Source organism: Streptomyces sp. NPDC003943 (genome assembly GCF_053605265.1).
On sequence record NZ_JBSGIW010000104.1, the window covers coordinates 1 to 23,846 of the forward strand.

Sequence of the window (23,846 nt, forward strand, 5' to 3'; positions counted from 1 at the left end):
GGGGCCGCATCGGCGTCCGGGCGGCCGCACGCAGGAAGAAGCGGGCAAACACAAGCGGATGGCCCGCTTCCTTTTGTGGAGCTAAGGAGAATTGAACTCCTGACCTCCTGCATGCCATGCAGGCGCTCTACCAACTGAGCTATAGCCCCTTGTACGGGTTCTGTGGAGCTAAGGAGAATTGAACTCCTGACCTCTTGCATGCCATGCAAGCGCTCTACCAACTGAGCTATAGCCCCTTGTTTAGTTGTGTCGGCCCGGTTTCCCGTGCGGCGACGGAAAGAACAGTAACCGGCCGCCCGGCCGTTCGCCAAATCCGTATCCGGGGCCCCTCCCGAGGGCCGGGTAGGGTCGCCACCTGTGTCCGTCTCCGCACCCTCCCCCACCCGCGCCCGGCCGTGGCCTCTGGTCACCGCCGCGGCGGTCTGCCTGCTCTCGTTCACCGCGTTCTGGGTGGCGCAACGCCTCGCCCACGTGAACATGCTGGACGTGATGGTCTACCGCGCGGAGGCCGAGACGCTGCGGGCCGGCGGCGACCTGTACGCGATGCGCGCCACCTCGGCGAACCTCGCGATGACCTATCCGCCGTTCGCGGCCGTGCTGTTCCTGCCGCTGACGCTGGTGGGCGTGCCCCTGATGCGGACGCTGAACACCGCCGGGAACCTGCTCCTCGTGCCGGTCCTGGTCCAGCTGTCGCTCCAGCTCGTCCGCCCGTCGCCGGCCCGCCCCGGCGCGCGCACCGAGCTGTGGCGTACGACACTGTGGATCGCCGCGGTCGTCGTCTGGTGCGAGCCGGTGTGGACGACGCTGCGGTACGGGCAGATCAACCTGCTCATAGCGGTGGCGGTGCTGTGGGACCTGACCCGCCGCGAGGGAAGCCGCGGCAGCCGCTGGGCCGGCCTGGGCATCGGACTCGCCACCGCCGTGAAGCTCACTCCGGGACTCTTCGTGGTCCTGCTGTTCGCCGCCGGACTGCTGCTGTGGCGCCGGGACCGTGCCGCGGGCGCCGGCCCGGGCCGGGGCGTGAACGCGTGGCTGCGCACGGCGCTGACGGCCACCGGCGTGTTCCTGGTGACGACGCTGGTGATGGCGGTGGCGCTGCCGGCCGACTCGAAGACGTTCTGGACGCGGACCCTGTTCGAGACGGGCCGGGTCGGCCACACCGAGGAGACCGCCAACCAGTCCCTCAGCGGCGTCCTGGCCCGGCTGATGCACACCGACGCGCCCGGCCTGTGGTGGGTGGCCGCGGCCGTGCTGCTCGGCGGCGCGGCGATGGTGCTCGCGGTGCGGGCGGCGGTGCGCGGCGACCGCGCGGTGGCCGTGGTGATCACCGCGTTCACGGCGCTGATGATCAGCCCGATCTCGTGGTCGCACCACTGGGTGTGGGTCGTGCCCCTGCTGATCCTGTTGTACGAGCGCTGCACGCGTGCCTGGCCGGTGACGGCGGCGGTGGCGCTGGCCTTCGCCTCGTTCGCGCTGTGGTGGGTGCCGCACGACCCGGGCCGGCCCGAACTGGAGCAGAACGCGGGCCAGATGCTGCTCTCGGCGGTCTACCCGCTGACGGCGCTCGCGGTCTTCGCCGGCTATGCGCTGTCGCTCCGGCGGGCGCGGAACGAGGAGCTCCGGACGCCGGTCCCGCAGCCCCGGGACGAGACGCGGGAGGCCCGGGAGACGCACGAGACGCACGAGACGCGAGAGCCTCAGGCCGCGCGGGCCGGTCAGGCCGTCGCGAAGGAGTAGAACCGCTTCAGGGTGCAGTGCTCGTCGAGGAGCCGGCCGTAGATCGGCTCCCCCTCGAGCTCGCGGTAGGTCTCGATGGGGTCGCCCTTTATGATCAGCGCCCGCGCGCACTCCTCGCACCAGTACTGGAACGAGGGGTTCACGGGGTCCATGTCGCGGACGATGGGCGTCCCGCTGCCGCACCAGTCGCACTTCCGCCGGTGCGCGCCCATCACTCGGCTCCCGTCACGGTCGCGGCACACGCCGCTCCTGCGACGGGTGGTGTCCATGGTCCTGGGGCGGAATCCGCGACGGCATCGGCTGCGATCTCCTCGGCACCGTCCACGGCCATGCGCGCTCCCTCCCGCCCGGACCCTCTTCCCCTCCGGCGGTCCGATTGTGCCATGGCCCCGCAAGGGGGTCAGCGTCGTCGGCGGAGCAAGCTCGCCGAGGCCCCCAGGACCGCCGCCGCGGCCAGCGCGAGGGTGCACACCCAGAGCGCGTCGGCGGACATGTGCGCCCCCGGCCCGGTGATCCTGCCCAGGAAGAGCGCGCCGAACGCGGCGACGCCGATCAGCTGGCCGAGCTGGGTGACGGTGGCGAGCAGCCCGCTGGCGTCGGCGGCGTCCGCGGGCCGTACGGTCGCGAGCGCGCCGGTCAGGGCCGGGCTGAAGGCCAGCGCGAGACCGGCCCCCATGCCGCACAGGGCCGGGTAGAGCGCCCAGCCGCCCGTGCCGCCGTCCTTCAGGACGGCGCCCACGCCGACCGAGGAGGCGGCCGTGAGGAGGAAGCCGCACGTCACCAGGAAGGGCTGCAGCGGGGTCGGCCAGCGCCGCCAGGTGAGACCGACCAGCCCGAAGACGGCGGCGGTCGGCGCGAAGGTGAGGCCGGTGCGCAGGGCGCTGTGCCCGAGCCCGCCCTGGAGGTGCAGGGTGAGGAGGAACAGGAACCCCGCGTTGACGCCCATCGCGACGGCGATCCGCACGACGGCCCGGCCGACGCCGGGGGCGCGCAGCACCCGGGGGGCGATGAGCGGGGCGCCGCCGCGCCGGGCGAGCCCGGCCTCGTACGCGCCGAAGGCGGCGAACAGGAGCAGCGCGCCGCCGAAGGACAGCCAGGTCCACAGCGGCCAGCCCTTCTCCTGGCCGAGGACGAGCGGGACGGTGAGCAGCGTGACGGAGCCGGCGAGCAGCAGCAGTCCGGACAGGTCCAGGGAGCGCGCCCGCTCGGCCTCGGTGCCCGTGTCGCGCGGCAGCACCTTGCGGCCGAGGGCCAGCAGGACGGCTCCGATGGGCACGTTGACCAGGAAGACCGGGCGCCAGCTGGTGCCGAACAGGTCGGCGCTGACGAGGACGCCGCCGACGACCTGGCCGGCCGCCGCGCCGGTGGCGAGGACGGCGGAGTAGACGCCGAGCGCGCGGACCCGGGCCTCACCGGTGAAGTTGCGCTGGATGAGGCTGAGCACCTGAGGGATCATCAGGGCCGATCCGGCGCCCTGGACGACCCGGAAGGCGATCAACTGGCCGGTGTCGGCGGCCAGTCCGCAGGCGAGCGAGGCGGCGGTGAACAGCGCCAGCCCGGCGAGGTGGACCCGCCGGTGGCCGATCCGGTCACCGAGTCGGGCTCCGGTGATCAGCAACACGGCGTAGGCGATGGTGTAGCCGGCGACGACGAGCTGGAGCCCGGCGCCCGTGGCGGCGAGTTCGGTACGGATGGTGGGGGCGGCGACGTTGACGATGAAGACGTCGAGCAGGGCCATGAACTGGGCGGCGAGCACGGCACCGAGCAGCACACCGGGGCGGTTGTCGGTGCCGGGGTCTTTACTGAGTACGGGACGTGTGGTGGTCGTCGTCATGGGAGGAGCGTGGCGCCGGCCCGATACGGGTAACGAGAGCCCGTCGATGCTGGTACTGACAGCACCTGGCAACGGCGGTGCGGGGACTCGACCATGGGGGTGTGACGACTGTGGCAGCACCAGGTGAGACACGGCGCAGGCCGGAGCTCGCGGCGTTCCTGCGCAGCCGGCGGGCGCGGGTGACGCCCGCGGACGTGGGCATGCCGCCGGGCCTGAGACGGCGCACGCCGGGGCTGCGGCGCGAGGAGGTGGCGCAGCTCTCCGGTGTCGGCGTGACCTGGTACACCTGGCTGGAGCAGGGGCGGCCGATCAACGCCTCGGCGCAGGTGCTCGACGCGGTGGCCCGCACGCTGCGGCTCGACCGGCCGGAGCGCGAGCACCTGTACCACCTCGCCGAGGTGCCGTACGAGCCCGAGGCCGCGCCCGAGCACGTGCTGGCGGTCAGCCCGGAGATCCAGGGCGTCCTGGACGCCCTGGTGCCGCAGCCGGCGGTGGTCTACAACGCGCGGTACGACGTGCTGGCCACCAACGCCGTGTACGACCTGCTGTTCCTGCGGGAGGACGGCAGGCCCTGGACGGGTCCCTTCGGCGTGCGCAACGTGCTGTGGACGCTCTTCACGATGCCCGATCACAGGTGCCCGGTGGTCGACAAGCGGCAGGAGCTGCCGATGATGGTGGCCCAGCTGCGCGGGGCGTACGGGCGCCATGTGGGCGAGCCGGCCTGGGAGTCGCTCGTGCGGCTGCTGTGCGAGGCGAGCCCGTACTTCACGGAGTTGTGGCGCAGCGGCGACGTGGTGCCTCCGGGCACCCGGGTGAAGACCTTCCGGCACCAGCGGGTGGGCGAGATACGGATGACCTCGGTGTCGCTGTCGATCAACGGGATGCCGGAGTGCCGGATCATCACCTATTTGCCCAAGGACGAGGAGAGCCGGCGGGCCATCGACCTGTTGCTGAAGGAGAGGTGACGGACCGCCGACCAGGGCAGGGCCGGGACGCCGCCAGGTGGCACCGGGACGGCAAACGACGAATCCCGCCCCCTGCTGGGGACGGGATCCGGTGACTGTGGAGCTAAGGAGAATTGAACTCCTGACCTCCTGCATGCCATGCAGGCGCTCTACCAACTGAGCTATAGCCCCGCGTGTTCTTCGCGCTCCGCGCTGCGAACAAGATGAACTCTAGCCTGTGACCTGCCGGAAAGTGAAATCGGATCCGGCAGGCCACACGCCAGGGCTCAGGTGTCGTCGCCGAGAACGGGCTCGGGCAGCGTGCCGGCGTTGTGCTCCAGGAGGCGCCAGCCGCGCGCGCCCTCGCCGAGGACGGACCAGCAGCAGTTGGAGAGGCCGCCCAGGGACTCCCAGTGCCGCGCCTCCAGGTCGAGCAGCCGGCCGATCGTGGTGCGGATCGTGCCGCCGTGGCTGACCACGACGAGCGTGCCGTCCTCGGGCAGCTTGTCGGCGTGCTCCAGGACGACCGGGGCGGCCCGGTCGGCCACCTCGGTCTCCAGCTCGCCGCCGCCCCGGCGCACCGGCTCGCCGCGCTTCCAGGCGGCGTACTGCTCGCCGTACCGCGCGGTGATCTCGTCGTGCGTCAGGCCCTGCCACTCCCCCGCGTAGGTCTCGCGGAGGCCGGAGTCGAGGGCGACGGTGTGACCGGTGAGCGCGGACAGCTCGGCGGCCGTGGCGGCCGCCCGCTTGAGGTCCGAGGAGACGATGGCGTCCGGCTTCAGCGCGGCGAGCAGCCGGGCGGCCCGGCGCGCCTGGGTGACGCCGGTGTCGGTCAGCTCGATGTCCGTGGAGCCCTGGAAGCGGCGCTCCAGGTTCCAGGAGGTCTGGCCGTGGCGCCACAGCACGATGCGGCGGCCGGTGCCGCCCTTGCCGCTGGTCAGCTCAGCTCACCGTCCGCTCCGTCGGCGCCGGTCAGCCGGGCGTGCTCCTCGGCCTTGCCGCGGGTCTTCAGCGCGTCCTCGGGCAGCGGCAGCTCGGGGCAGTCCTTCCACAGCCGCTCCAGGGCGTAGAAGACGCGCTCCTCGCTGTGCTGGACGTGGACGACGATGTCGACGTAGTCGAGGAGGATCCAGCGGGCGTCGCGGTCGCCCTCGCGGCGCACCGGCTTGGCGCCGAGCTCCTTGAGCAGCCGCTCCTCGATCTCGTCGACGATCGACTTGACCTGGCGGTCGTTGGGCGCGGAGGCGAGCAGGAAGGCGTCGGTGATCGACAGCACGTCGCTGACGTCGTACGCGATGATGTCGTGAGCGAGCCGGTCGGCCGCCGCCTGGGCGGCGGCGTTGACGAGCTCGATGGAGCGATCCGTGGCGGTCACAAGCAGGCTTTCGTCGGCGGTCTGAGTCACCTCAAGGGTCTCATGTACCGCCGACGGTCCCGAAAACGATTATCGGAGGGTCACCGCTTGGTGCCGGGGATCTTGTAGTCCCCGCCCAGCACGACCGTGACCTGGGCGTTCCCGGTTGGCTTGCCCTTGGTGACGGATCCGAGGGGCAGGCCCAGGGTCTTGGCGACCTCGACAGCGGTCGGCTTCTGGCTGTCGTCGGCGTAGACGACCTGGGACTTCTCCTCGGTGTCGGCCTTGGTGCCGCCGACCACGGCGTAGCCGCCGTTGATCAGGACCACGCGGGCCGCCTCGGTGGCTTCCTTGCCGGTGGCGTCGCGGATCGCGACCCGGGTGGCGCCGCCCTGGTCGGGGGCGCTGACCTTGCCGCCGAGGATGTCCTTGACCACGCTGTCGCTGGTGGCCTCGCTGAGCGAGCCGTCGGGCTCGACGGGCAGCAGGGCGGTCTTGTAGTCGCCGACCTTGGCGTGCTCGGCGAGCTTGGCGAGGGAGGCGCCGAGGTCCTTCTCGGGCAGCGACGGGTCGAGGATCTGGGCGAGGGTCTCGATCGTCATCGTGGCGGCCTTGGGGTCGTCGGAGATCTTCCGCAGCACCCCGTACATCACCTGGCCGAAGCGCTGGAGCTGCTTGGCCTCGGCCTCGCCGGGCGCCCGGTAGGTGGCGTAGGCGACGGCGGCGCGGCCGTTGAGGGTCTGGTTCTCGCCCTTCTTGACCAGCGGCTCGGCGCCGGGCTTCTCGCCGGGCACGTCGGTGTCGGTGGTGATGTCGATGTCGCTGACCAGCTCGACGAGGTTCTCCAGGTACGGGGTGTCGAGCCGCCAGGTGCCGGTGATCTTGGCGCCGAGGAGGTTGCCGATGGCCTCGCGGGTGCCGCTGGAGCCGTCGTCCTCGACGGACTTGGCGAGCGTGGTGGTGGAACCCTCGTCGTCGGCGACGGCGAGCGAGTTGGGGAGCAGGACGGTGGTGCCCTGCTTGGTGGTGCTGTTGTCCACGAGGAGGGCGGTGGAGGTGCCGCCGCCCTTGGTGTTGTGCAGGTGGACGACGATGGTGTCGCGCTGCTGCGGCCCGGTGGCGGTGTTCTGCCGCTGCTGCGCGTCGCCGGACAGGCCGGGGAGCTTGCCGGCCGACCAGAGCCAGCCGACGCCGCCGACGACGGCGAGCGCGAGGACGACGACGAGGGCGACGACGCGGTTGCGGCCGCGGCGGCGGGCCTCCTCGCGGCGCTCGGACCGGCTCTCGGTGAACTTCAGCCAGTCGATGACGTCCTCGGAGTCCTCGTCGGGCTCCTCGATGAACGAGAACTGCTCGGTGCGGTACGCGCGGCCGTCGGCGTCCGGCGCGGGGCGCTGCCCGGGTACGGGCGCGGGCTCCCGACCCTGGGCCGGAGCCGGGCCGGGCGCGGGCGCCTGCGGCGGGACCTGGGGCGTCTGCGGCACGGGCGCGGGCTCGGTCTGAACGGCCCACTGCTGCCCGGTCCGGCCGGTGGCGTCGTACGAGGTGTAGTCGTACGAGGGCTGCGCGGCGTACGGGTCGTACTGCGGCTGCTGCGGCTGCTGCTGCCCGTACGGGTCGTAGTCGTAGCCCTGGGGCTGCGGCGGGGCCTGGGGGGCCTGCGGCTGCTGCTGGTGCTGCTGCTGCCCGTACGGGTCGTACTGGTCGTACTCGTAGGACTGCTGCGGGACCTGCTGCTGGTACACCGGCTGCCCGTACGCGTCGTAGCCGATGATCTGCGGCTGCTGGTAGTACGGGTCGTACGGGTTCTGCTGATCGTTCACCGGTGGCCCTTTCCGAGGCTCACTCGCCGCGGTACAACTGGCGCTTGTCGATGTAGCGCACCACACCGTCCGGGACCAGATACCAGACCGGGTCGCCCTGTGCGACCCGCGCCCGGCAGTCCGTGGAGGAGATGGCGAGCGCGGGGACCTCGACCAGCGACACCCCGCCCTTGGGCAGGCCGTCGTCGGTGAGGTCGTGACCAGGGCGGGTGACGCCGATGAAGTGCGCGAGCGCGAACAGTTCCTCGGCGTCGCGCCAGGTGAGGATCTGGGACAGGGCGTCGGCGCCGGTGATGAAGAAGAGGTCCGAGTCCGTGTTGAGGTCGCGCAGGTCCCGCAGGGTGTCGATGGTGTACGTCGCGCCGCCGCGGTCGATGTCGATGCGGCTGACGGAGAACTGCGGGTTGGACGCGGTGGCGATGACCGTCATCAGATAGCGGTCCTCGGCCGGCGAGACGGCCTTGTGGCTCTTCTGCCACGGCTCTCCGGTCGGCACGAACACCACCTCGTCGAGGTGGAACAGGGCGGCCACCTCACTGGCGGCCACCAGGTGTCCGTGATGGATCGGGTCAAACGTTCCGCCCATCACGCCGAGTCGGCGTTTGCCGCGACCGCCAGTAGGCATTTCCTGCTCTCCCATGCGTGCAGAGCCTACTGGCACGGCGGCGGACGCCGGATCAGCGGCCTCCCGGCTCAGCGGTCGCGGTTGAAGCGGGTGGTGATCCACAGCAGCAGAAGGAGCGCGAGCAGGGCGCCGCCACCCGTGATGAACGGGTTGAGGCTTTCGTGGTTGCCGCCCTCGGCACCCTCGGCGAGCGTGACCAGGTTGGCGGCGGTGGCGTGGAGGCTCATCTTCGGCAGGACCTTCGATCGGGGATGGGAGCGGAGACTTCGCGCACATCGTATGCGGCGCGTCGCCGAGCGCTCACGCCGACTCAGGCGTTGGCGTCACCGGGACCGTTCTCGGCCCGGTTCGCGGCGGCCCGCGAGCCGCCTTCCGCGACCTCACCGGCCTGGGCGCCGGCCTGGATTCCGGCCTCGGTGTCGGCCTGGACTCCGGCCCGGACTTCGGCCTTTGCTTCGGCCTCTGCTTCGGATTCCTCGGCGCCCTTGCCGTAGCCGCGCACCAGGAACCAGGCGAGCAGGGCGCCACCGACCATCGAGACGAGCAGCACGATCCGCAGCGTGTCGCCGGGCCCCTGGGTGGAGGCGGCGGCGAGCAGGGCGGCGACGGCGGTGGTCGCGGTGTCCGTCATGGTGTCGTGCTCCTCGGTTGTCCACAGTGCCCGAGTTATCCACAGGCTCCGGCACACGGTAGCCCCCTCGCCTAGGCTGGGTCGCGTCAGGGGGACGAGCACCGACTCGTACGAACAGGGGGCATCCATGACCGACAACCAGGAGAACCTGCCGGGCCGGCGGCGCAAGCGCTTCCCCGGTATCTCCTCCCGGGCCTACGAACACCCGGCCGACCGCTCGGCGCTGGTCGCGCTGCGCAGGCTGAGTGGCTTCGACACCGTCTTCAAGACGCTGAGCGGGCTGCTGCCCGAGCGCAGTCTGCGGCTCCTCTTCCTCTCCGAATCCGTGCGGGTGAGCGACGCCCAGTTCCCGCACCTCAACGCCATGCTGCGGGACGCCTGTTACATCCTGGACCTGGAGAAGGTCCCGCCGATGTACGTCACGCAGGACCCGCAGCCCAACGCGATGTGCATCGGCCTCGACGAGCCGATCATCGTCGTCACCACCGGTCTGGTGGAGCTGCTCGACGAGGAGGAGATGCGGGCCGTCGTCGGGCACGAGGTGGGTCACGCGCTCTCGGGCCACTCCGTCTACCGCACGGTGCTGCTCTTCCTCACCAGCCTGGCCCTCAAGATCGCCTGGGTCCCGCTGGGGAACGTGGCGATCATGACGCTCGTCACCGCGCTGCGCGAGTGGTTCCGCAAGTCGGAGCTGTCGGCCGATCGGGCCGGGCTGCTCGTGGGCCAGGACCTGCAGGCGTCCATGCGCGGCCTGATGAAGATCGCGGGCGGCAACCACCTGCACGAGATGAACGTGGACGCGTTCCTCGCCCAGGCCGACGAGTACGAGAAGGGCGGCGACCTGCGCGACTCCGTGCTGAAGATCCTGAACGTGCTGCCGCGCTCGCACCCGTTCCCGACGATCCGGGCGGCCGAGCTGAAGAAGTGGTCGGAGACCCGCGACTACCAGCGGATCATGGACGGCCACTACCCGAAGCGCTCGGAGGACAAGGACACCTCGGTGACCGACTCGTTCCGCGAGTCGGGGCGGCACTACGCGGACTCCGTGCGCAGCAGCAGGGATCCGCTGATGAAGCTGGTCAGCGACATAGCCGGCGGCGCCGGGGACCTCGCGGGCGACCTCGGCGGCAAGCTGTTCGGCCGGTTCGGCAGCGGCAGTGGCGGCGACGGCGACGGCAAGGACGGGGGCGGCAAGAGCGGGCCGGACGCGCCGGCTCAGGGCTCGGCGGGCTCGGCGGGCTCGGCGGGCTCACCGGACGGTAGTCGTGGCTCCGCCCAGGAGCCCGGTCAGGGCTCCGGTCAGAACGAGGGCTGAGCGCTCGGGGCGAGCACGCCGCAGAGCGAGGAGACGGCGGGCGCGGCCGTGGCGTACGGGTCGGTGGCGGCCTGCCGGCTCCGGTCGGCGGCCCGCTCGCCCGCCAGCAGGGGACGCAGCGAACCGGTGGTGTCGGCGTCGCAGGACTGCGGGCCGGCCTGGACGGCGCTGGTGAGCAGCTCGGCGCGGTGCGCCTGCAGGTCCTCGCGGTCGAAGCGGAAGCGCAGCTCGCGGTGGACGGTGAACAGCGAGGCCTGCGGGGCCGGGCCGTTGCCGGCGGTGGCGGGGCGGACGGCGTAGGTGAAGGTGTGGTCTGCCGTGACCTCCATGAGGTCCGGGTTGATCTCCGCGAAGCGGAGGGTGCCCTGGACGCGGACGGAGGGGTCGGCGAGGACGACCCGGTGGGGGTCGAAGCGGACCAGCCAGCCGGCGACGGCGTGCCGGCCGTCGTCCTTGGGCGACTCGACGCTGTGGTCGAACTGTTCCTGCTGGTCGGGGTCGATCAGCAGGCGGGGCGGCCGGGCGGTGAGACCGGCCAGGACGCCGGGATCGAGGGAGGAGGCGACCAGGTAGTCCTTGGCGATGCCGAGGGCCGTGACGACCTGGGACTCGGAGAAGTGGGTGGTGCGCCCGGCCAGCGGGAGGTTGATGCCGGCGGCGCCGACGCGGTACTCGGCGGCGGGGCTGTGCGCGAAGAGCTGTTCCGGGGTGCCGCCCGGGACCGGGCCCTGGGGGGCGAGCGGGACGACCGTGGAGCGAAGCGGCTCGGCCGGCTGGTCGACGGGGGGCTGGTAGGGGTTGCGGACGCCGAGATAGACCGCGGTGCCGAAGGCCAGGAGGATCAGCAGGACGAGCAGCAGGGCCTGCCGGGAGCCGCTGCGGCCCTCCCAGGACGACCGGGTGCGGACGGCCTGGGCGTGCTCGCCCATCCGTTCCCGGGCGGAGAACTCCTGGAGACGGGCAGCCTGGACGAACGCCTCGTCGAAGACGACGGATCGGTATTCGTCCTCACCGCCGGGGAGTCCCTCAGGGGTCCCCTCAGGCGGGTCGCCACGCCCTGCCATACCTTCAGGGTAGGTCGGTGGAAGCTCCCGTAAACGCCCAGGTACACGACAACTTCGGAAGAAACCGACCGGCGCTGCGGCGAACGGCTCAAGGGGTGCCGGGAGCGGCCGGGACGGGGGGTGCGGACGGCGCGGTGGCCATGGTGGGGACGGCGCGCGGTTTGTCGACGTCACTCGTGGCCGGCGGCGGGATGCGGTCCTGCCGGTTGTTGGCCGCGCCGCGGTAGACGGCGCTGAAGGCGAGGGCGACCATGCCGACGCCCATCACCAGGGCGAGCACCCAGGCGACCGGGCGGTGCCAGCGGGCGCTGCTCCGGTAGGGGCGCAGGGCGCCGCCGTGCGGGCCGTAGGGGCCGAGCTCGTCCTCGGCGGTGTCCGGGTCGTAGCCCTCGGGGAGGCGGCCGCCGTCGTAGGCGTCGTCGTAGAGGTCGTCGTCGGCCAGGCCGGCCACGGCCCGGGCGCGGGCGGCCTCGGCCTCGGCGCGGGCCTGGGCGGCGGCGAGCAGCCGTTCGACGGCGGTGGGCTCGTGGAAGGTGGCGGCCCGCACGAAGTCCTCGTCGAAGACCACGGTGGCGAAGTCGTCGTCTGCGCCGCCGCGGTCGACAGAGTCCTCGGGGTCCCCGCCGTTCTGGAACGGCCTGCCCCCCACGTCGTCCGGCACGGGTTCAGAGTAGACCCGGGAGGGCGTTTTGGGCAGGGAAAGCGCGAGCCGTCCCTGCCCTGGATCCGTTCCCGCCCGGCCGTCGCCGGGGCGGGCGGGGTCTGCCGGACGAGTGGTTTCGCCGGTTACCGGATGTGACCGTCGCCGGTCACGATGTACTTGGTGGAGGTGAGTTCCGGGAGGCCCATGGGGCCCCGGGCGTGCAGCTTCTGGGTGGAGATGCCGATCTCGGCGCCGAAGCCGAACTGGCCGCCGTCCGTGAAGCGGGTGGAGGCGTTGACGGCGACGGTGGTGGAGTCGACCAGCTGGGTGAAGCGGCGGGCCGCGGCCTGGGAGGTGGTGACGATGGCCTCGGTGTGACCGGAGGTCCAGAGCCGGATGTGCTCGACGGCCCGGTCCAGGGAGTCGACGACGGCGGCGGCGATGTCGTACGAGAGGTACTCGGTCTCCCAGTCCTCGGGGGTGGCCGGGACGACGGTGGCCTTGCTGCCCTCGGCGAGGGCGAGGACCCGCTCGTCGGCGTGGACGGTGACGCCGGCCTCGGCCAGGGCGTCCAGGGCGCGCGGCAGGAAGGCGGCGGCGATGTCCTTGTGGACGAGGAGGGTCTCGGCGGAGTTGCAGACGCTGACCCGCTGGGCCTTGGAGTTGATGAGGATGTCGACGGCCATGTCGAGGTCGGCCTGGGCGTCCACGTAGACGTGGCAGTTGCCGGTGCCCGTCTCGATGACGGGGACGATGGACTCCTCGACGACCGTCTTGATGAGGGAGGCGCCGCCGCGCGGGATGAGGACGTCGACGAGGCCGCGGGCACGCATCAGTTCGCGCACCGAGTCACGGGACTCGCCGGGGACGAGCTGGACGGCGTCGGCGGGCAGCCCGGCGCCGCCGACGGCGTCGCGGATCACCTTCACCAGGGCGCTGTTGGAGGAGTACGCGGAGGACGAGCCGCGCAGCAGGACGGCGTTGCCGGACTTGAGGCAGAGGGCGGCGGCGTCGACGGTGACGTTGGGCCGGGCCTCGTAGATGATGCCGACCACGCCGAGCGGGACGCGGATCTGGCGCAGGTCGATGCCGTTGGGGAGGGTGGAGCCGCGGACGACCTCGCCGACCGGGTCGGGCAGGGCGGCCACGTGCCGGACGTCCGCGGCGATGGCCCGGACCCGCTCGGGGGTGAGGGTGAGCCGGTCGATGATGGCCTCGCTGGTGCCGGCCTCGCGGGCGCGGGCGATGTCCTCGGCGTTGGCCTCGACGATCTCGGCCGTGCGGACCTCCAGGGCGTCCGCGACGGCGAGCAGGGCGTCGTCCTTCGCCGCGCGCGGCAGTGGCGCGATCTCGGCGGCCGCGGCGCGGGCCCGGTAGGCGGTCTGGGTGACCGGGGACATGTTGTCGAAGGGCATGAGCGAGGTCATGTCCGCAGGGTACTGGCACCACTGCGGACATCCCTCACGTATCCGCCGCCCGTCCCGTTCTGCGAGACGTCGGCGGGCGGGCACCGGCCAGCCCGGCTTTGGCCGGATCTGGCTGCCGAGCTCGGTGCCGGAGCTCAGTACCGGAGTTCGGTGCCGGAGCCCGGTACCGCAGTTCGGTGCCGGAGCCCGATACCGCAGTTCGGTGCCGGACCTCAGGGCCTCGCCGGACCTCGGGCCCCGCTCTCAGTAGGGGTGGACGCCGACCGGGGCGGCCGGCGGCGGGCCGTAGCCCTCGGCGATCCGCTGGTGGTAGGTCTCGCGGTCGATGACCTCCAGGCCGACGATCTCCCACGGCGGCAGCTGGGCGCTCAGCCGGTGCTCGCCCCACAGCCGCAGCGCGACGGCCGCGGCGTCGTGGAGGTCGCGGGCCTCCTCCCAGTAGCGGATCTCGGCGTGGTCGTTGGCATAGCGGCTGGTCAGCAGGAAGGGGTGGTCGTGGGCCAGCTGTTCCAGCGCCCGGCGCACCTCCTTCAGCGGGGCCTCCCGCCCGGAGACGCTGAGGGTGATGTGCCAGAGCTTGGACACCTCCACCGCCGCCTCCCGGTCCCGTGCCCGTGTGTCCTCGGCGGACTCCTCGTCAATGTCGTCGATGTCGTCGAAGTCGTCGAAGTCGGCTCCGGCCTCGACGCTCGTCAGGGCGCGTTCGGCCGTCCCGCGGGGGTGTGCCCCTGGGCGCGCTCGTCTCACCGGCGGCCTCCTGTGTGATGCCTGTGCTGCGTGCTTGTCGCATGCTGCTGCGTTCTGCTGCGCGTGCTGTCTTCCCCGCCCCCTCTTGTCCCCGAGACAAAGTTGACCAGTCCGGGGCGGAGCATGGGGCGGTTTTGGTAAAGGTCCCTACCGGATGACCAGACTTTCAGCCGTTTCGGTTCACAGGCGGGATTTTCACGAGCCGCTCACATCACGACGAGGTCGTCGCGGTGCACGACCTCCCGCTCGTACTCCGGGCCCAGCTCGCGGGCCAGGTCGCGGGTGGAGCGGCCGAGCAGCTGGGGCAGTTCCTTGGCGTCGAAGTTGACGAGGCCGCGGGCGACCGCGCGGCCCGCGGTGTCGCGCAGCTCCACCGGGTCGCCGGCCGAGAACTCGCCCTCGACGGCGGCGATTCCGGCGGCGAGCAGCGACTTCTTGCCCTCGACCACGGCCGTCACGGCCCCGTCGTCGAGGACCAGCGCGCCCTGCGGGGTGGAGGCGTGGGCGAGCCAGAGCAGCCGGTCGGCGGAGCGGCGGCCGGTGCGGTGGAAGTACGTGCCGGTGTCGCGGCCGGCGAGGGCGTCGGCGGCGCGGCTGGCGGAGGTGAGGACCACGGGGATGCCGGCGGCCGCGGCGATCCGGGCCGCCTCGACCTTGGTGACCATGCCGCCGGTGCCGACGCCCGCCTTGCCGGCCGAGCCGATCTCGACGTGGGCGATGTCGGCGGGGCCGCTGACCTCCGCGATGCGCGAGGTGCCGGGCTTGGCCGGGTCACCGTCGTAGAGGCCGTCGACGTCCGAGAGCAGCACGAGCAGGTCGGCGCGGACGAGGTGGGCGACAAGGGCGGCGAGCCGGTCGTTGTCGCCGAACCTGATCTCGTCGGTGGCGACGGTGTCGTTCTCGTTGACGACCGGCAGCGCGCCCATGTCGAGCAGCTGGTCGAGGGTCCGGTAGGCGTTGCGGTAGTGGGCGCGCCGGCTGGTGTCGTCGGTGGTGAGCAGCACCTGGCCGACCCGCACCCCGTAGCGGGCGAAGGAGGCGGTGTAGCGGGCGACGAGCAGGCCCTGACCGACGCTGGCGGCGGCCTGCTGACGGGCCAGGTCCTTGGGGCGGCGGGCCAGCCCGAGCGGGGCGAGGCCGGCCGCGATGGCGCCGGAGGAGACCAGGACGATCTCCTTCTCGCCGCCGCTGCGGACCTTGGCGAGGACGTCCACGAGGGCGTCCACCCGGTCGGCGTCGAGCCCGCCGGACGCGGTGGTCAGCGAGGACGAGCCGACCTTCACGACGATCCTGCGGGCTTCCGTCACGTACTGCCTTGCCACTGTCACCTGCGTCGTCCTTGCCGTCGTGCTCGCGGTCCTGCTCGCGGCCCTGCTCGTGATCCTGATCGGCAGGCAATCTACGCGAGCCGGATCGGCCGCCGCCCGCCTATTCCGCGAGCTGGACCGACGCGGGCCGGACCGGACCGGGCCCGTCGGAGCTCCCGGTGTGCGCCGCCCAGGCCGAGGCGATCATGGCGCGGACGTCGTGGCGGGCCTTCCAGGCCAGCTCGGCGGAGATCCGCTCGGCCGAGGCCACCACCTTCGCCGGGTCGCCGGGGCGGCGCGCGACGACCTCGGCGGCGACCGGGCGGCCGGTCACCTCGCGGATCAGGTCGATCATCTCCCGTACGGAGACGCCTTCGCCGCGCCCGATGTTGAGGGTGAGGTCGCGCGGCTCGCCGGCCGCCGCGTACGCGTCGAGGCGGCGGGCGGCGGCCAGATGGGCGTCGGCGAGGTCGGCGACGTGGATGTAGTCGCGGATGCAGGTGCCGTCGGGGGTCGCGTAGTCGTCGCCGAAGATCAGCGGCGGCAGGCCGGCGTCGAGCCGCTGGAAGACCATCGGCACGAGGTTGTGGACGCCGGTGTCGGCGAGCGCGGGCTCGGCGGTGCCGGCCACGTTGAAGTAGCGCAGACAGGCGGTGGCCATGCCGTGCGCGCGGCCGACCGCGCGCACCATCCACTCGCCCGTGACCTTCGTCTCGCCGTACGGGCTGAGCGGGGCGCACGGGGTGTCCTCGGTCACCAGGTCGGTGTCGGGCATCCCGTAGACCGAGGCGGAGGAGGAGAAGAGGAAGCCGCGCACGCCGGCCGCGGCGGCGGCCTCCAGGAGGATCTGGAGGCCGGTCACGTTCTCCCGGTAGTAGAGGAGCGGGCGTTCGACGGATTCGCCGACGGCCTTCTTCGCGGCGAGGTGGACGATCCCGCGGATCTCGTGCTCGCGCAGCACGCGGTCGACGAAGGGCCGGTCGAGGACGGTGCCGCGCTCCAGCGGCACGCCCGCGGGGACCCTGGCCGGGTCGCCGGTGGACAGGTCGTCCAGGACGACGACCCGTTCGCCGGCCTCGGCCATGGACTTGACGACATGGGAACCGATGTAGCCGGCGCCGCCGGTGATGAGCCACGTCATTCGGGCACCCTAACGCGAATCGCCCGGCGGGTGGCGCGGGTCCCGGGCGATCGGTCCCCGATCGGGGACCGGCCCCGCGGCCGGTCCCGTGGGATCAGCCCCGCGCGACCGGCCCGGTCTCAGCCCCGCGAGGCCAGCGAGGTCCGGAACGCCACGCACTCCTCGTACACCGGCAGGATCCCGGCCTCGCGGGCCTGGGCGAGGGTCGGGCTCTGGGCGTCCTTCGCGGACAGCTCGGGCTCGCCGTCGACCGGCCACTCGATGGCGATCTCCGGGTCCAGCGGGTGGATGCCGTGCTCGCGCTGCGGCGCGTACCCCTCGGAGCAGAGGTACGAGACGGTGGCGTCGTCCGTGAGCGCGCAGAAGCCGTGGCCGAGGCCCTCGGAGAGGTAGACGGCCTTGCGGTCCTGGTCGTCGAGGCGGACGGCCTCCCAGCGGCCGAAGGTCGGCGAGCCGACCCGGACGTCGACGATGATGTCGAGCACCGCGCCGCGCACGCACGTCACGTACTTCGCCTGGCCGGGCGGCACGTCGGCGAAGTGGATGCCGCGCACGACGCCGGCGGAGGAGACGGAGAGGTTGCCCTGCTTCAGGTTCAGGGGGTGACCGACGGCCTCGGTGAGCACGTCCGCCTTGTACCACTCCAGGAACAGACCGCGGGCGTCACCGTGCTGCTGCGGGACGAACTCCCAGGCACCTTCGATGCCGAGCGGGTTGACCTTCATGGATAGTGCCGCTTCCTTTTAATGGACTTCTCAGGAATGGACCGCGCGGGACCGGCGCGCGCCGGAAGGGACGCGCGGGACGGGACCGCGCGGGGACGGACCGCTCAGGCCCGCTCGGCCTCGTACGCGAGCAGGTTCAGCAGATAGTCGCCGTATCCACTCTTGGTGAGCGGCTCGGCGAGGCGGCGCAGGTGGACGTCGTCGATGAAGCCGGCCCGCCAGGCGGCCTCCTCCAGGCAGCCGATCTTCATGCCCTGGCGCTCCTCGACCACACGGACGTACTCGGACGCCTGGACGAGGGACTGGAAGGTGCCGGTGTCCAGCCAGACGGTGCCGCGGTCCAGGACCGAGACCTGGAGCTCGCCGCGGTCCAGGTAGTAGCGGTTGACGTCGGTGATCTCCAGCTCGCCGCGGGCGCTCGGCTCGAGGCCCTTGGCGATCTCGACGACCCGGCTGTCGTAGAAGTAGAGGCCCGGCACCGCGTAGCGGGACTTCGGGTTCTTCGGCTTCTCCTCGATGGAGCGGGCGCGGCCGTCCTCGTCGAAGTCGACGACGCCGTAGGCGGTGGGGTCGGACACGGCGTGCGCGAAGACCACGCCGCCCGCCGGCTTCCGGTAGTCCGCGAGCTGCCGGCCGAGGCCGACGCCGTGGAAGATGTTGTCGCCGAGGATCAGCGCGACGGGGTCGTCACCGATGAACTCCTCGCCGATGACGAACGCCTCGGCGATGCCGTTGGGGTGCTCCTGCGTGGCGAACGTGATGTCCAGCCCGAAGTCCGACCCGTCGCCGAGCAGGCGCTCGAACTGGGGGCGCTCCTCGGGGCCGGTGATGACCAGGATCTCCCGGATCCCCGCCATCACGAGGGTGGTCAGGGGGTAGTAGATCATCGGCTTGTCGAAGACCGGCATCAGCTGCTTCGACACGGCCCGGGTGATCGGCCAGAGTCGGGAGCCGGTACCACCGGCGAGCAAAATTCCACGCATGGGCAAGCAGCCTACGGCAGCCCCGCCGCGCGGACCGACCGCCTGGCGTCCGGACCCCAGCCCATAGAATGGTGTCCCTTATGAGGATTCTGGTCACCGGCGGCGCCGGGTTCATCGGTTCACAGTTCGTACGGGCGCTGCTCTCCGGAGAGCTGCCCTCGGGTGAGGGCGCCCAGGTCACCGTCCTGGACAACCTCACCTATTCGGGGAACGAGGCGAACCTCACCCCGGTGGCGGACAAGCCCGGCTACACCTTCGTGCAGGGCGACATCCGCGACTACGCCACCGTCGACGACGTGATGCGCGGGCAGGACGCGGTGGTGCACTTCGCCGCCGAGTCGCACGTCGACCGGTCCATCCTGGACTCCTCCCCGTTCGTGACGACGAACGTGCTCGGCACGCAGGTGCTGCTCGACGCCGCCAAGCGGCACGGCGTCGGCCGTTTCGTGCACGTCTCCACCGACGAGGTGTACGGCTCGATCGCCGAGGGCTCGTGGACGGAGGACTGGCCGCTCGCGCCGAACTCCCCGTACTCGGCGTCCAAGGCGGGCTCGGACCTGCTGGCGCTCTCGTACCACCGCACGCACGGCATGGACGTCGTCGTGACGCGCTGCTCCAACAACTACGGGCAGTACCACTTCCCCGAGAAGATGATCCCGCTGTTCACCACGAACCTGCTGGACGGGAAGAAGGTGCCGCTGTACGGCGAGGGCCTGAACATCCGCGACTGGCTGCACGTCTCGGACCACTGCCGGGGCATCGAGATGGTGCTGCGCGGCGGCCGGGCCGGTGAGGTCTACCACATCGGCGGCGGCACCGAGGTCACCAACAAGGAGCTGACCGGGCTGCTGCTCGACGCCTGCGGCGCGGGCTGGGACATGGTCGAGCACGTCGAGGACCGCAAGGGCCACGACCTGCGCTACTCGCTCTCCATCGCCAAGATCCAGGAGGAGCTGGGCTACACCCCGCAGGTCTCCTTCGAGCAGGGTCTCGCCGACACCGTCCGCTGGTACCGCGAGAACCGCTCCTGGTGGGAGCCGCTGAAGGCCAAGGCGGCGCTCTCCTGATGGGCGCCGCACAGACCCGCTGGCTGATCACCGGCGCGGCCGGGATGCTCGGCCGGGAGCTCGCCGAAGTGCTGGCCGAGGCGGGCGCGGACGTCACCGCGCTCACCCGCAAGGAGCTCGACATCACGGACGCCGAGGCGGTCCGCGCGGCCGTCGCCGGTCACGACGTGGTCGTCAACGCGGCCGCCTGGACCGATGTCGACGGCGCCGAGACCGAGGAGGCCGCGGCCACCCGGATCAACGGCGACGGACCGCGCGTCCTCGCCGCGGCCTGCGCCGGCTCCGGCGCGGTGCTGCTCCAGGTGTCGACCGACTACGTCTTCCCGGGCGACGCCACCGAGCCGTACCGGCACGACGCCCCCACGTCCCCGATCAACGCCTACGGCCGGAGCAAGCTCTCGGGCGAGCAGGCGGTCCTGGAGCTGCTGCCGGAGCGCGGTTACGTGATCCGCACGGCGTGGCTGTACGGGGCGCACGGCCGGAACTTCGTGTCGACCATGCTGGGCCTGGCCGGGCAGCGCGAGACCGTCGACGTGGTCGACGACCAGCGCGGCCAGCCGACCTGGACCCGGGCGCTGGCCCGGCAGCTGCGCGACCTCGGCGAGGCGGCCCTCGCGGGCCGTGCCCCGGCGGGCGTCTACCACGGCACGGCCACGGAGACGGCGACCTGGTTCGACCTGGCACGGGCGGCCTTCGAGCTGACCGGCCTGGACCCGGAGCGGGTGCGCCCGACCACGTCGGAGAAGTTCCTGCGACCGGCCCGCCGGCCCTCGTACAGCGTGCTCGCCCACGAGCGCTGGTCCGACGCGGGCGTCGCGACCCAGCCGCACTGGCGCGAGCAGCTGGCCGAGGCGCTGCGGACCATGGCACCGAACGGGTCCGGCGCGTGACCCTGCTCGACCGCATCACCACCGCGCTGCCGCGCGGCACGGCCTTCGTCGGCATCGGCACGGCGCTGCTCGGCGGGGCGAACTACGTCCATCTCGCGGCGGCGGGCCACTCGCTCTCCGTCGACGACATGGCGAGCTTCTCCGTCCTGTGGACGATCGTCGCCTCCATCGGGCTCGGCCTCTTCTTCCCGGTCGAGCAGGAGGTCACCCGCGTGGTGGCCGCCCGCGTGGTGGCCGGCGACGGGGCGCTGCCCGTGCTGCGGCGCGGGGCGGTGCTGGCCGGCGGGCTGCTCGCGGCGGTGCTGCTGCCGCTCGTGCTGTTCGCGGGCCCGCTCGCCGATCTGTTCTTCCACGGCGACCGCTCCCTGATCGGGGCGCTCGCTGGTGCCTTCGGGGCGCTCGCCTGCGCCCATCTGACCCGCGGCATGCTGGCCGGCCTCGGCCGCTTCGAGGCGTACGGGCTCCAGCTGGGGCTCGACGGACTGCTGCGGATCGCGCTCTCGGCGGGCCTGGCGTTCGCCGGGGTGACGTCCCCGTTCGTGTTCGCGGCCGTGATGACCGTGGCGCCGCTGATCTCGGTCCTGGTGACGCTGCCGCCGGTGCTGCGCGGGGCGCGGGCCGGGTCGACGGCCGAGTGGCGGGAGCTGATCGAGCACCTGGGTCTGCTCGTCGGCTCGACGCTGCTCGCGCAGGTCCTGGTCAACGTGGCCGTGGTCAGCACCAAGCTGATCGCGACCGACCAGAGCGCCCTGGTGGCGGCCCTGCTGTCGGCGCTCGTCGTGGCACGCGTGCCGGTGTTCGTGTTCGGCGCCTTCCAGGCCTCGCTGCTCGCGGGCCTGTCCACGGCGCAGGCCGAGGGCGACCGCGACCGCTACCGGCGGCTGCTGGTGCGGGCCTGCTCGATCACGGCGGGTCTCGGTGTGGTCTTCGGACTGGGCGCCGTCACCCTGGGTCCCTGGATGCTGCCGGTGCTCTTCGGCTCGCCGGACGTGCTGGGGCCGGTCGACTTCGGCTGGCTGGCGCTCGGCACGACGCTGTACCTGCTGGCGATGGTGCTCGGTCAGGCGCTGCTGACCAGCGGTGCGGCGCGGCAGCAGCTGGTGGCCTGGATCGTCGGCACGGCGGTGCTTCTGGCGGTCACGCTGAGCCCGCTGGAGCTGCGCAGCAGGGTGGAGATCGCCTATGCCCTGGGGGCTTTCGCGGTCGTCACCGTCATGACACTCGTTCTTCGCTCTCGTGTAGGCTACCGCCCGGTGCACTCATCGGAATGATCACCATTCCCTCGCTCTCCGCGACCGGTCCGCAGGCCCTCGAGGTCGGCGGCTTCGAGGTCATCGGGGAGTGGGTGTAGCCTGCGGCGCCCTTCGCCCCCACCTTGGAAGAGTAGACAGGCCGTTTCCTCATGAGTCATCCGATAGACCGGAGCCCGGCGTGAAGTTGTGGATGCTGACTTCGGTCACCGGAGTCTTTCTCGTCGCGTGCATCGTGGAGCTGCTGCGCCGCCGCAAGCTCAAGGAGAAGTACGCGTTCCTGTGGGTCCTCACGGGCCTGGTCATCATCCCGCTCGGCTTCTTCCCCAGCGGTCTCGACAACCTCGCGCGCAAGGTCGGCGTGGCATCGGGCGTCAGCCTGATCCTGTTCCTCAGCGTCGCCTTCCTCTTCATCGTCTGCCTCCAGCTGAGCAACGAGGTGGGCCACCTGGAGGAGGAGGGCCGCACCCTCTCCGAGGAGGTCGCGCTGCTCCGGCTCGACGTGCAGGACCTGCAGGGCCGGCTGAAGGAGGCGCGGGAACTGATCCCGGACGCGAACGAGACCGCCGGCCGAGGGGCCGCCGGACAGGGGGACCGCTCGTGATCGACGGCAAGCGCGTCCTGATCATCATGCCCGCGTGGAACGAGGCCGAAGGCGTCGCCGACGTCATCAAGGAAGTCCACACCACGCTGCCCGGCGCCGACGTCCTCGTCGTCGACGACGGCTCCGCCGACGACACCGCACGGGTCGCCCGTTCGGCCGGCGCGACCGTGATGAAGCTCCCGTACAACCTGGGCGTGGGCGGCGCCATGCGGGCCGGCTACCGCTACGCGTACGAGCACGGCTACGACGTCGCCGTTCAGGTCGACGCCGACGGCCAGCACGACCCGCGCAACGTGCCCGAGCTGATGGCCCGGCTCGACGCGGGCGCCGACCTGGTGATGGGCGCGCGCTTCGCCGGCACGGGCGACTACGAGACCCGCGGCCCGCGCAAGTGGGCGATGCTGGTGCTCGCCTTCTGGCTGTCGCGGATGGCGAAGACGAAGCTGACCGACGTCACGTCCGGCTTCCGCGCCTCCAACCGCGATCTCATCGACGTCTTCGCGCACTGGTACCCGGTGGAGTACCTGGGCGACACGGTCGAGTCCACGATCGCCGTGGTCCGGGCCGGCTACCAGGTCGAGCAGGTGCCCGTGGCCATGCGCCCGCGCGCCACCGGCACCCCCAGCCAGTCCCCCTGGAAGGCCACGCTCTATCTGGGCCGGATCGGCATGATCCTGCTGCTCGCGCTCAGCCGCCGCTCCGCCCTCGGCCCCAAGAGGAAGCCCAAGTGACCGAGGAAGCCGACGTGACCGCGGTGCAGACCCTCGACATCATGCTGCCGCACTACGGTGACACCGCCCTGATGCAGGCCGCGGTGCGCAGTGTGCTGGAGCAGACCGACCCGGACTGGCGGCTGACCGTCGTCGACGACGGCAAGGAGCCCGGCGTCCCCGAATGGTTCGCCTCGCTCGGTGACGACCGGGTCCGGTACCAGCGCAACGAGCAGAACCTCGGCATCACCAGGAACTTCCGCAAGTGCGTCGACCTGGTCGAGTCCACCCACTTCGCCATGCTCGGCAGCGACGACCTGCTGCTGCCGAACTACGTCGCGACCATGCGCGCCGCGATCGCGGCCGTGCCCGGCGCGGCGATCTACCAGCCGGGCGTCGAGGTCATCGACGAGCACGGCATGCCGTCCACCACGCTCGGCGACGAGGTGAAGAAGCGGCTCTACGCGCCGAAGGACACCGGGCGCCGCCTGGTGCTGTCCGGCGAGCCGCTGGCCGCGAACCTGCTCGGCGGGAACTGGCTGTACTTCCCCTCGATCGTGTGGCGCGCGGACGCGGTCAAGGAGATCAGCTTCCGTGAGGACCTGTCCGTCATCCAGGACCTGGCGCTGATCATCGAGCTGATCCGGCGCGGCGAGCGGCTCGTCGTCGAGCCCGCCACCGCCTTCCGCTACCGGCGCCACTCCGGCAGCCTGTCCTCCTCCGAGGCCGTCTCCGGCGCCCGCTTCGGCGAGGCCGTGCGGTTCTTCCAGGAGGTGGCCGGCGAGCTGGACCGGCACGGCTGGCCCAAGGCGGCCCGGGCCGCCCGGCGGCACCTGTCGATGCGGCTGCACGCGCTGACGATGGTGCCCGGTGCCCTGCGGCACCGTCAGTCGGAGGCCGTGCGCACGCTGTTGAGGTACGCCCTGACCAACGCTCGATGACCGTCCCGGCGGGGGGGGGGGGGGGGGCCCCCCCCCCCCCCCCCCCCCACCAAAAAAATGTAGACGATTCACAAAAAAACAACA

The 23,846-nt window shown here is 71.9% G+C and carries 25 protein-coding genes and 3 tRNA genes; 9 read left to right on the forward strand and 19 right to left on the reverse strand.

Features of this window, described 5'->3' with window-relative positions; all coding sequences use genetic code 11:
* Positions 1–76 precede the first annotated feature (76 nt).
* A tRNA-Ala gene (locus ACWEV0_RS30960) sits at positions 77–149 on the reverse strand.
* A 14-nt stretch (positions 150–163) separates the two neighbouring features.
* A tRNA-Ala gene (locus tag ACWEV0_RS30965) sits at positions 164–236 on the reverse strand.
* A 121-nt stretch (positions 237–357) separates the two neighbouring features.
* On the opposite strand from ACWEV0_RS30965, the gene ACWEV0_RS30970 reads away from it, so the two are divergent.
* Positions 358–1,737 carry a glycosyltransferase 87 family protein gene (locus tag ACWEV0_RS30970; RefSeq protein WP_453152997.1) on the forward strand — a complete coding sequence of 460 codons (1,380 nt, stop codon included), beginning with the start codon at positions 358–360 and terminating at the stop codon, positions 1,735–1,737.
* Here the strand turns inward: ACWEV0_RS30970 and ACWEV0_RS30975 are convergent.
* The gene (locus tag ACWEV0_RS30975) at positions 1,716–1,949 is read right to left on the reverse strand and encodes a hypothetical protein (RefSeq protein ID WP_265862737.1); all 234 of its coding nucleotides are present in this window, start codon (positions 1,947–1,949) and stop codon (positions 1,716–1,718) included. The genes ACWEV0_RS30970 and ACWEV0_RS30975 overlap by 22 nt on opposite strands.
* Positions 1,950–2,137: 188 nt before the next feature.
* The gene (locus ACWEV0_RS30980) at positions 2,138–3,571 is read right to left on the reverse strand and encodes an MFS transporter (protein ID WP_453152999.1); all 1,434 of its coding nucleotides are present in this window, start codon (positions 3,569–3,571) and stop codon (positions 2,138–2,140) included.
* A 101-nt stretch (positions 3,572–3,672) separates the two neighbouring features.
* Between ACWEV0_RS30980 and ACWEV0_RS30985 the strand changes: the two genes are divergently transcribed.
* Positions 3,673–4,536, forward strand: coding sequence for a helix-turn-helix transcriptional regulator (locus ACWEV0_RS30985; RefSeq protein ID WP_453153000.1), 864 nt, complete (start codon positions 3,673–3,675; stop codon positions 4,534–4,536).
* A gap of 98 nt (positions 4,537–4,634) precedes the next feature.
* Here ACWEV0_RS30985 and ACWEV0_RS30990 read toward each other — a convergent pair.
* From ACWEV0_RS30990 to ACWEV0_RS31020, 7 genes are all read right to left on the reverse strand, one after another.
* Positions 4,635–4,707: transfer RNA gene (locus ACWEV0_RS30990), tRNA-Ala, on the reverse strand.
* Positions 4,708–4,802: 95 nt separating this feature from the next.
* Positions 4,803–5,456: a histidine phosphatase family protein gene (locus tag ACWEV0_RS30995; RefSeq protein ID WP_453153015.1), complete on the reverse strand. Its 654-nt coding sequence runs from the start codon at positions 5,454–5,456 to the stop codon at positions 4,803–4,805.
* Positions 5,453–5,890: a ribosome silencing factor gene (rsfS, locus tag ACWEV0_RS31000; RefSeq protein WP_403792986.1), complete on the reverse strand. Its 438-nt coding sequence runs from the start codon at positions 5,888–5,890 to the stop codon at positions 5,453–5,455. Before rsfS ends, ACWEV0_RS30995 begins: the two co-directional genes overlap by 4 nt.
* A gap of 80 nt (positions 5,891–5,970) precedes the next feature.
* Positions 5,971–7,692 (reverse strand): LCP family protein, encoded by a 1,722-nt coding sequence (locus ACWEV0_RS31005; RefSeq protein WP_453153001.1) that lies wholly within the window; start codon positions 7,690–7,692, stop codon positions 5,971–5,973.
* 19 nt (positions 7,693–7,711) lie between these two features.
* Complete coding sequence (gene nadD / locus ACWEV0_RS31010; RefSeq protein ID WP_403792983.1) at positions 7,712–8,332, reverse strand: nicotinate-nucleotide adenylyltransferase; 621 nt, start codon at positions 8,330–8,332, stop codon at positions 7,712–7,714.
* Between the two features lie 53 nt (positions 8,333–8,385).
* Positions 8,386–8,544 carry a hypothetical protein gene (locus ACWEV0_RS31015; RefSeq protein WP_403792981.1) on the reverse strand — a complete coding sequence of 53 codons (159 nt, stop codon included), beginning with the start codon at positions 8,542–8,544 and terminating at the stop codon, positions 8,386–8,388.
* Between the two features lie 83 nt (positions 8,545–8,627).
* Positions 8,628–8,948, reverse strand: a complete 321-nt coding sequence (locus ACWEV0_RS31020; protein WP_453153017.1) for a hypothetical protein — start codon at positions 8,946–8,948, stop codon at positions 8,628–8,630.
* A 127-nt stretch (positions 8,949–9,075) separates the two neighbouring features.
* Here ACWEV0_RS31020 and ACWEV0_RS31025 point away from each other — a divergent pair, with 127 nt between their 5' ends.
* Positions 9,076–10,263: a M48 family metallopeptidase gene (locus ACWEV0_RS31025; RefSeq protein WP_453153002.1), complete on the forward strand. Its 1,188-nt coding sequence runs from the start codon at positions 9,076–9,078 to the stop codon at positions 10,261–10,263.
* Here ACWEV0_RS31025 and ACWEV0_RS31030 read toward each other — a convergent pair.
* The 8 genes from ACWEV0_RS31030 to rfbA all read right to left on the reverse strand — a co-directional run bounded on the left by ACWEV0_RS31030 (position 10,248) and on the right by rfbA (position 18,300).
* On the reverse strand, positions 10,248–11,327 hold the full coding sequence (locus tag ACWEV0_RS31030; protein ID WP_453153003.1) for an SCO2583 family membrane protein: 1,080 nt from the start codon (positions 11,325–11,327) through the stop codon (positions 10,248–10,250). The genes ACWEV0_RS31025 and ACWEV0_RS31030 overlap by 16 nt on opposite strands.
* 88 nt (positions 11,328–11,415) lie before the next feature.
* Positions 11,416–11,988: an SCO2584 family spore wall biosynthesis protein gene (locus ACWEV0_RS31035; RefSeq protein WP_453153004.1), complete on the reverse strand. Its 573-nt coding sequence runs from the start codon at positions 11,986–11,988 to the stop codon at positions 11,416–11,418.
* A 125-nt stretch (positions 11,989–12,113) separates the two neighbouring features.
* A complete protein-coding gene (locus ACWEV0_RS31040; RefSeq protein WP_453153005.1) occupies positions 12,114–13,397 on the reverse strand; it encodes a glutamate-5-semialdehyde dehydrogenase in 1,284 nt (427 codons plus the stop codon).
* A gap of 243 nt (positions 13,398–13,640) precedes the next feature.
* A complete protein-coding gene (locus ACWEV0_RS31045; protein WP_453153006.1) occupies positions 13,641–14,144 on the reverse strand; it encodes a hypothetical protein in 504 nt (167 codons plus the stop codon).
* Between the two features lie 206 nt (positions 14,145–14,350).
* Positions 14,351–15,451: a glutamate 5-kinase gene (gene proB / locus ACWEV0_RS31050; protein WP_453153016.1), complete on the reverse strand. Its 1,101-nt coding sequence runs from the start codon at positions 15,449–15,451 to the stop codon at positions 14,351–14,353.
* A 121-nt stretch (positions 15,452–15,572) separates the two neighbouring features.
* Positions 15,573–16,592, reverse strand: a complete 1,020-nt coding sequence (gene galE / locus ACWEV0_RS31055) for a UDP-glucose 4-epimerase GalE (protein WP_453153007.1) — start codon at positions 16,590–16,592, stop codon at positions 15,573–15,575.
* Between the two features lie 119 nt (positions 16,593–16,711).
* On the reverse strand, positions 16,712–17,317 hold the full coding sequence (gene rfbC / locus ACWEV0_RS31060) for a dTDP-4-dehydrorhamnose 3,5-epimerase (RefSeq protein ID WP_451608059.1): 606 nt from the start codon (positions 17,315–17,317) through the stop codon (positions 16,712–16,714).
* Positions 17,318–17,421: 104 nt separating this feature from the next.
* Complete coding sequence (gene rfbA / locus ACWEV0_RS31065) at positions 17,422–18,300, reverse strand: glucose-1-phosphate thymidylyltransferase RfbA (protein WP_453153008.1); 879 nt, start codon at positions 18,298–18,300, stop codon at positions 17,422–17,424.
* A gap of 80 nt (positions 18,301–18,380) precedes the next feature.
* Between rfbA and rfbB the strand changes: the two genes are divergently transcribed.
* The 6 genes from rfbB (at position 18,381) to ACWEV0_RS31095 (ending at position 23,762) form a co-directional block, all read left to right on the forward strand.
* A complete protein-coding gene (gene rfbB / locus ACWEV0_RS31070) occupies positions 18,381–19,367 on the forward strand; it encodes a dTDP-glucose 4,6-dehydratase (protein ID WP_453153009.1) in 987 nt (328 codons plus the stop codon).
* Positions 19,367–20,257, forward strand: a complete 891-nt coding sequence (gene rfbD, locus ACWEV0_RS31075; protein ID WP_453153010.1) for a dTDP-4-dehydrorhamnose reductase — start codon at positions 19,367–19,369, stop codon at positions 20,255–20,257. The genes rfbB and rfbD overlap by 1 nt, the downstream gene beginning before the upstream one ends.
* The gene (locus ACWEV0_RS31080; RefSeq protein WP_453153011.1) at positions 20,254–21,528 is read left to right on the forward strand and encodes a lipopolysaccharide biosynthesis protein; all 1,275 of its coding nucleotides are present in this window, start codon (positions 20,254–20,256) and stop codon (positions 21,526–21,528) included. The genes rfbD and ACWEV0_RS31080 overlap by 4 nt, the downstream gene beginning before the upstream one ends.
* Positions 21,529–21,700: 172 nt before the next feature.
* Positions 21,701–22,111 carry a DUF2304 domain-containing protein gene (locus ACWEV0_RS31085; RefSeq protein WP_453153012.1) on the forward strand — a complete coding sequence of 137 codons (411 nt, stop codon included), beginning with the start codon at positions 21,701–21,703 and terminating at the stop codon, positions 22,109–22,111.
* Positions 22,108–22,842, forward strand: coding sequence for a glycosyltransferase family 2 protein (locus ACWEV0_RS31090; RefSeq protein WP_453153013.1), 735 nt, complete (start codon positions 22,108–22,110; stop codon positions 22,840–22,842). Before ACWEV0_RS31085 ends, ACWEV0_RS31090 begins: the two co-directional genes overlap by 4 nt.
* Complete coding sequence (locus ACWEV0_RS31095) at positions 22,839–23,762, forward strand: glycosyltransferase family 2 protein (RefSeq protein WP_453153014.1); 924 nt, start codon at positions 22,839–22,841, stop codon at positions 23,760–23,762. The genes ACWEV0_RS31090 and ACWEV0_RS31095 overlap by 4 nt, the downstream gene beginning before the upstream one ends.
* The last annotated feature ends 84 nt before the right edge of the window (positions 23,763–23,846 follow it).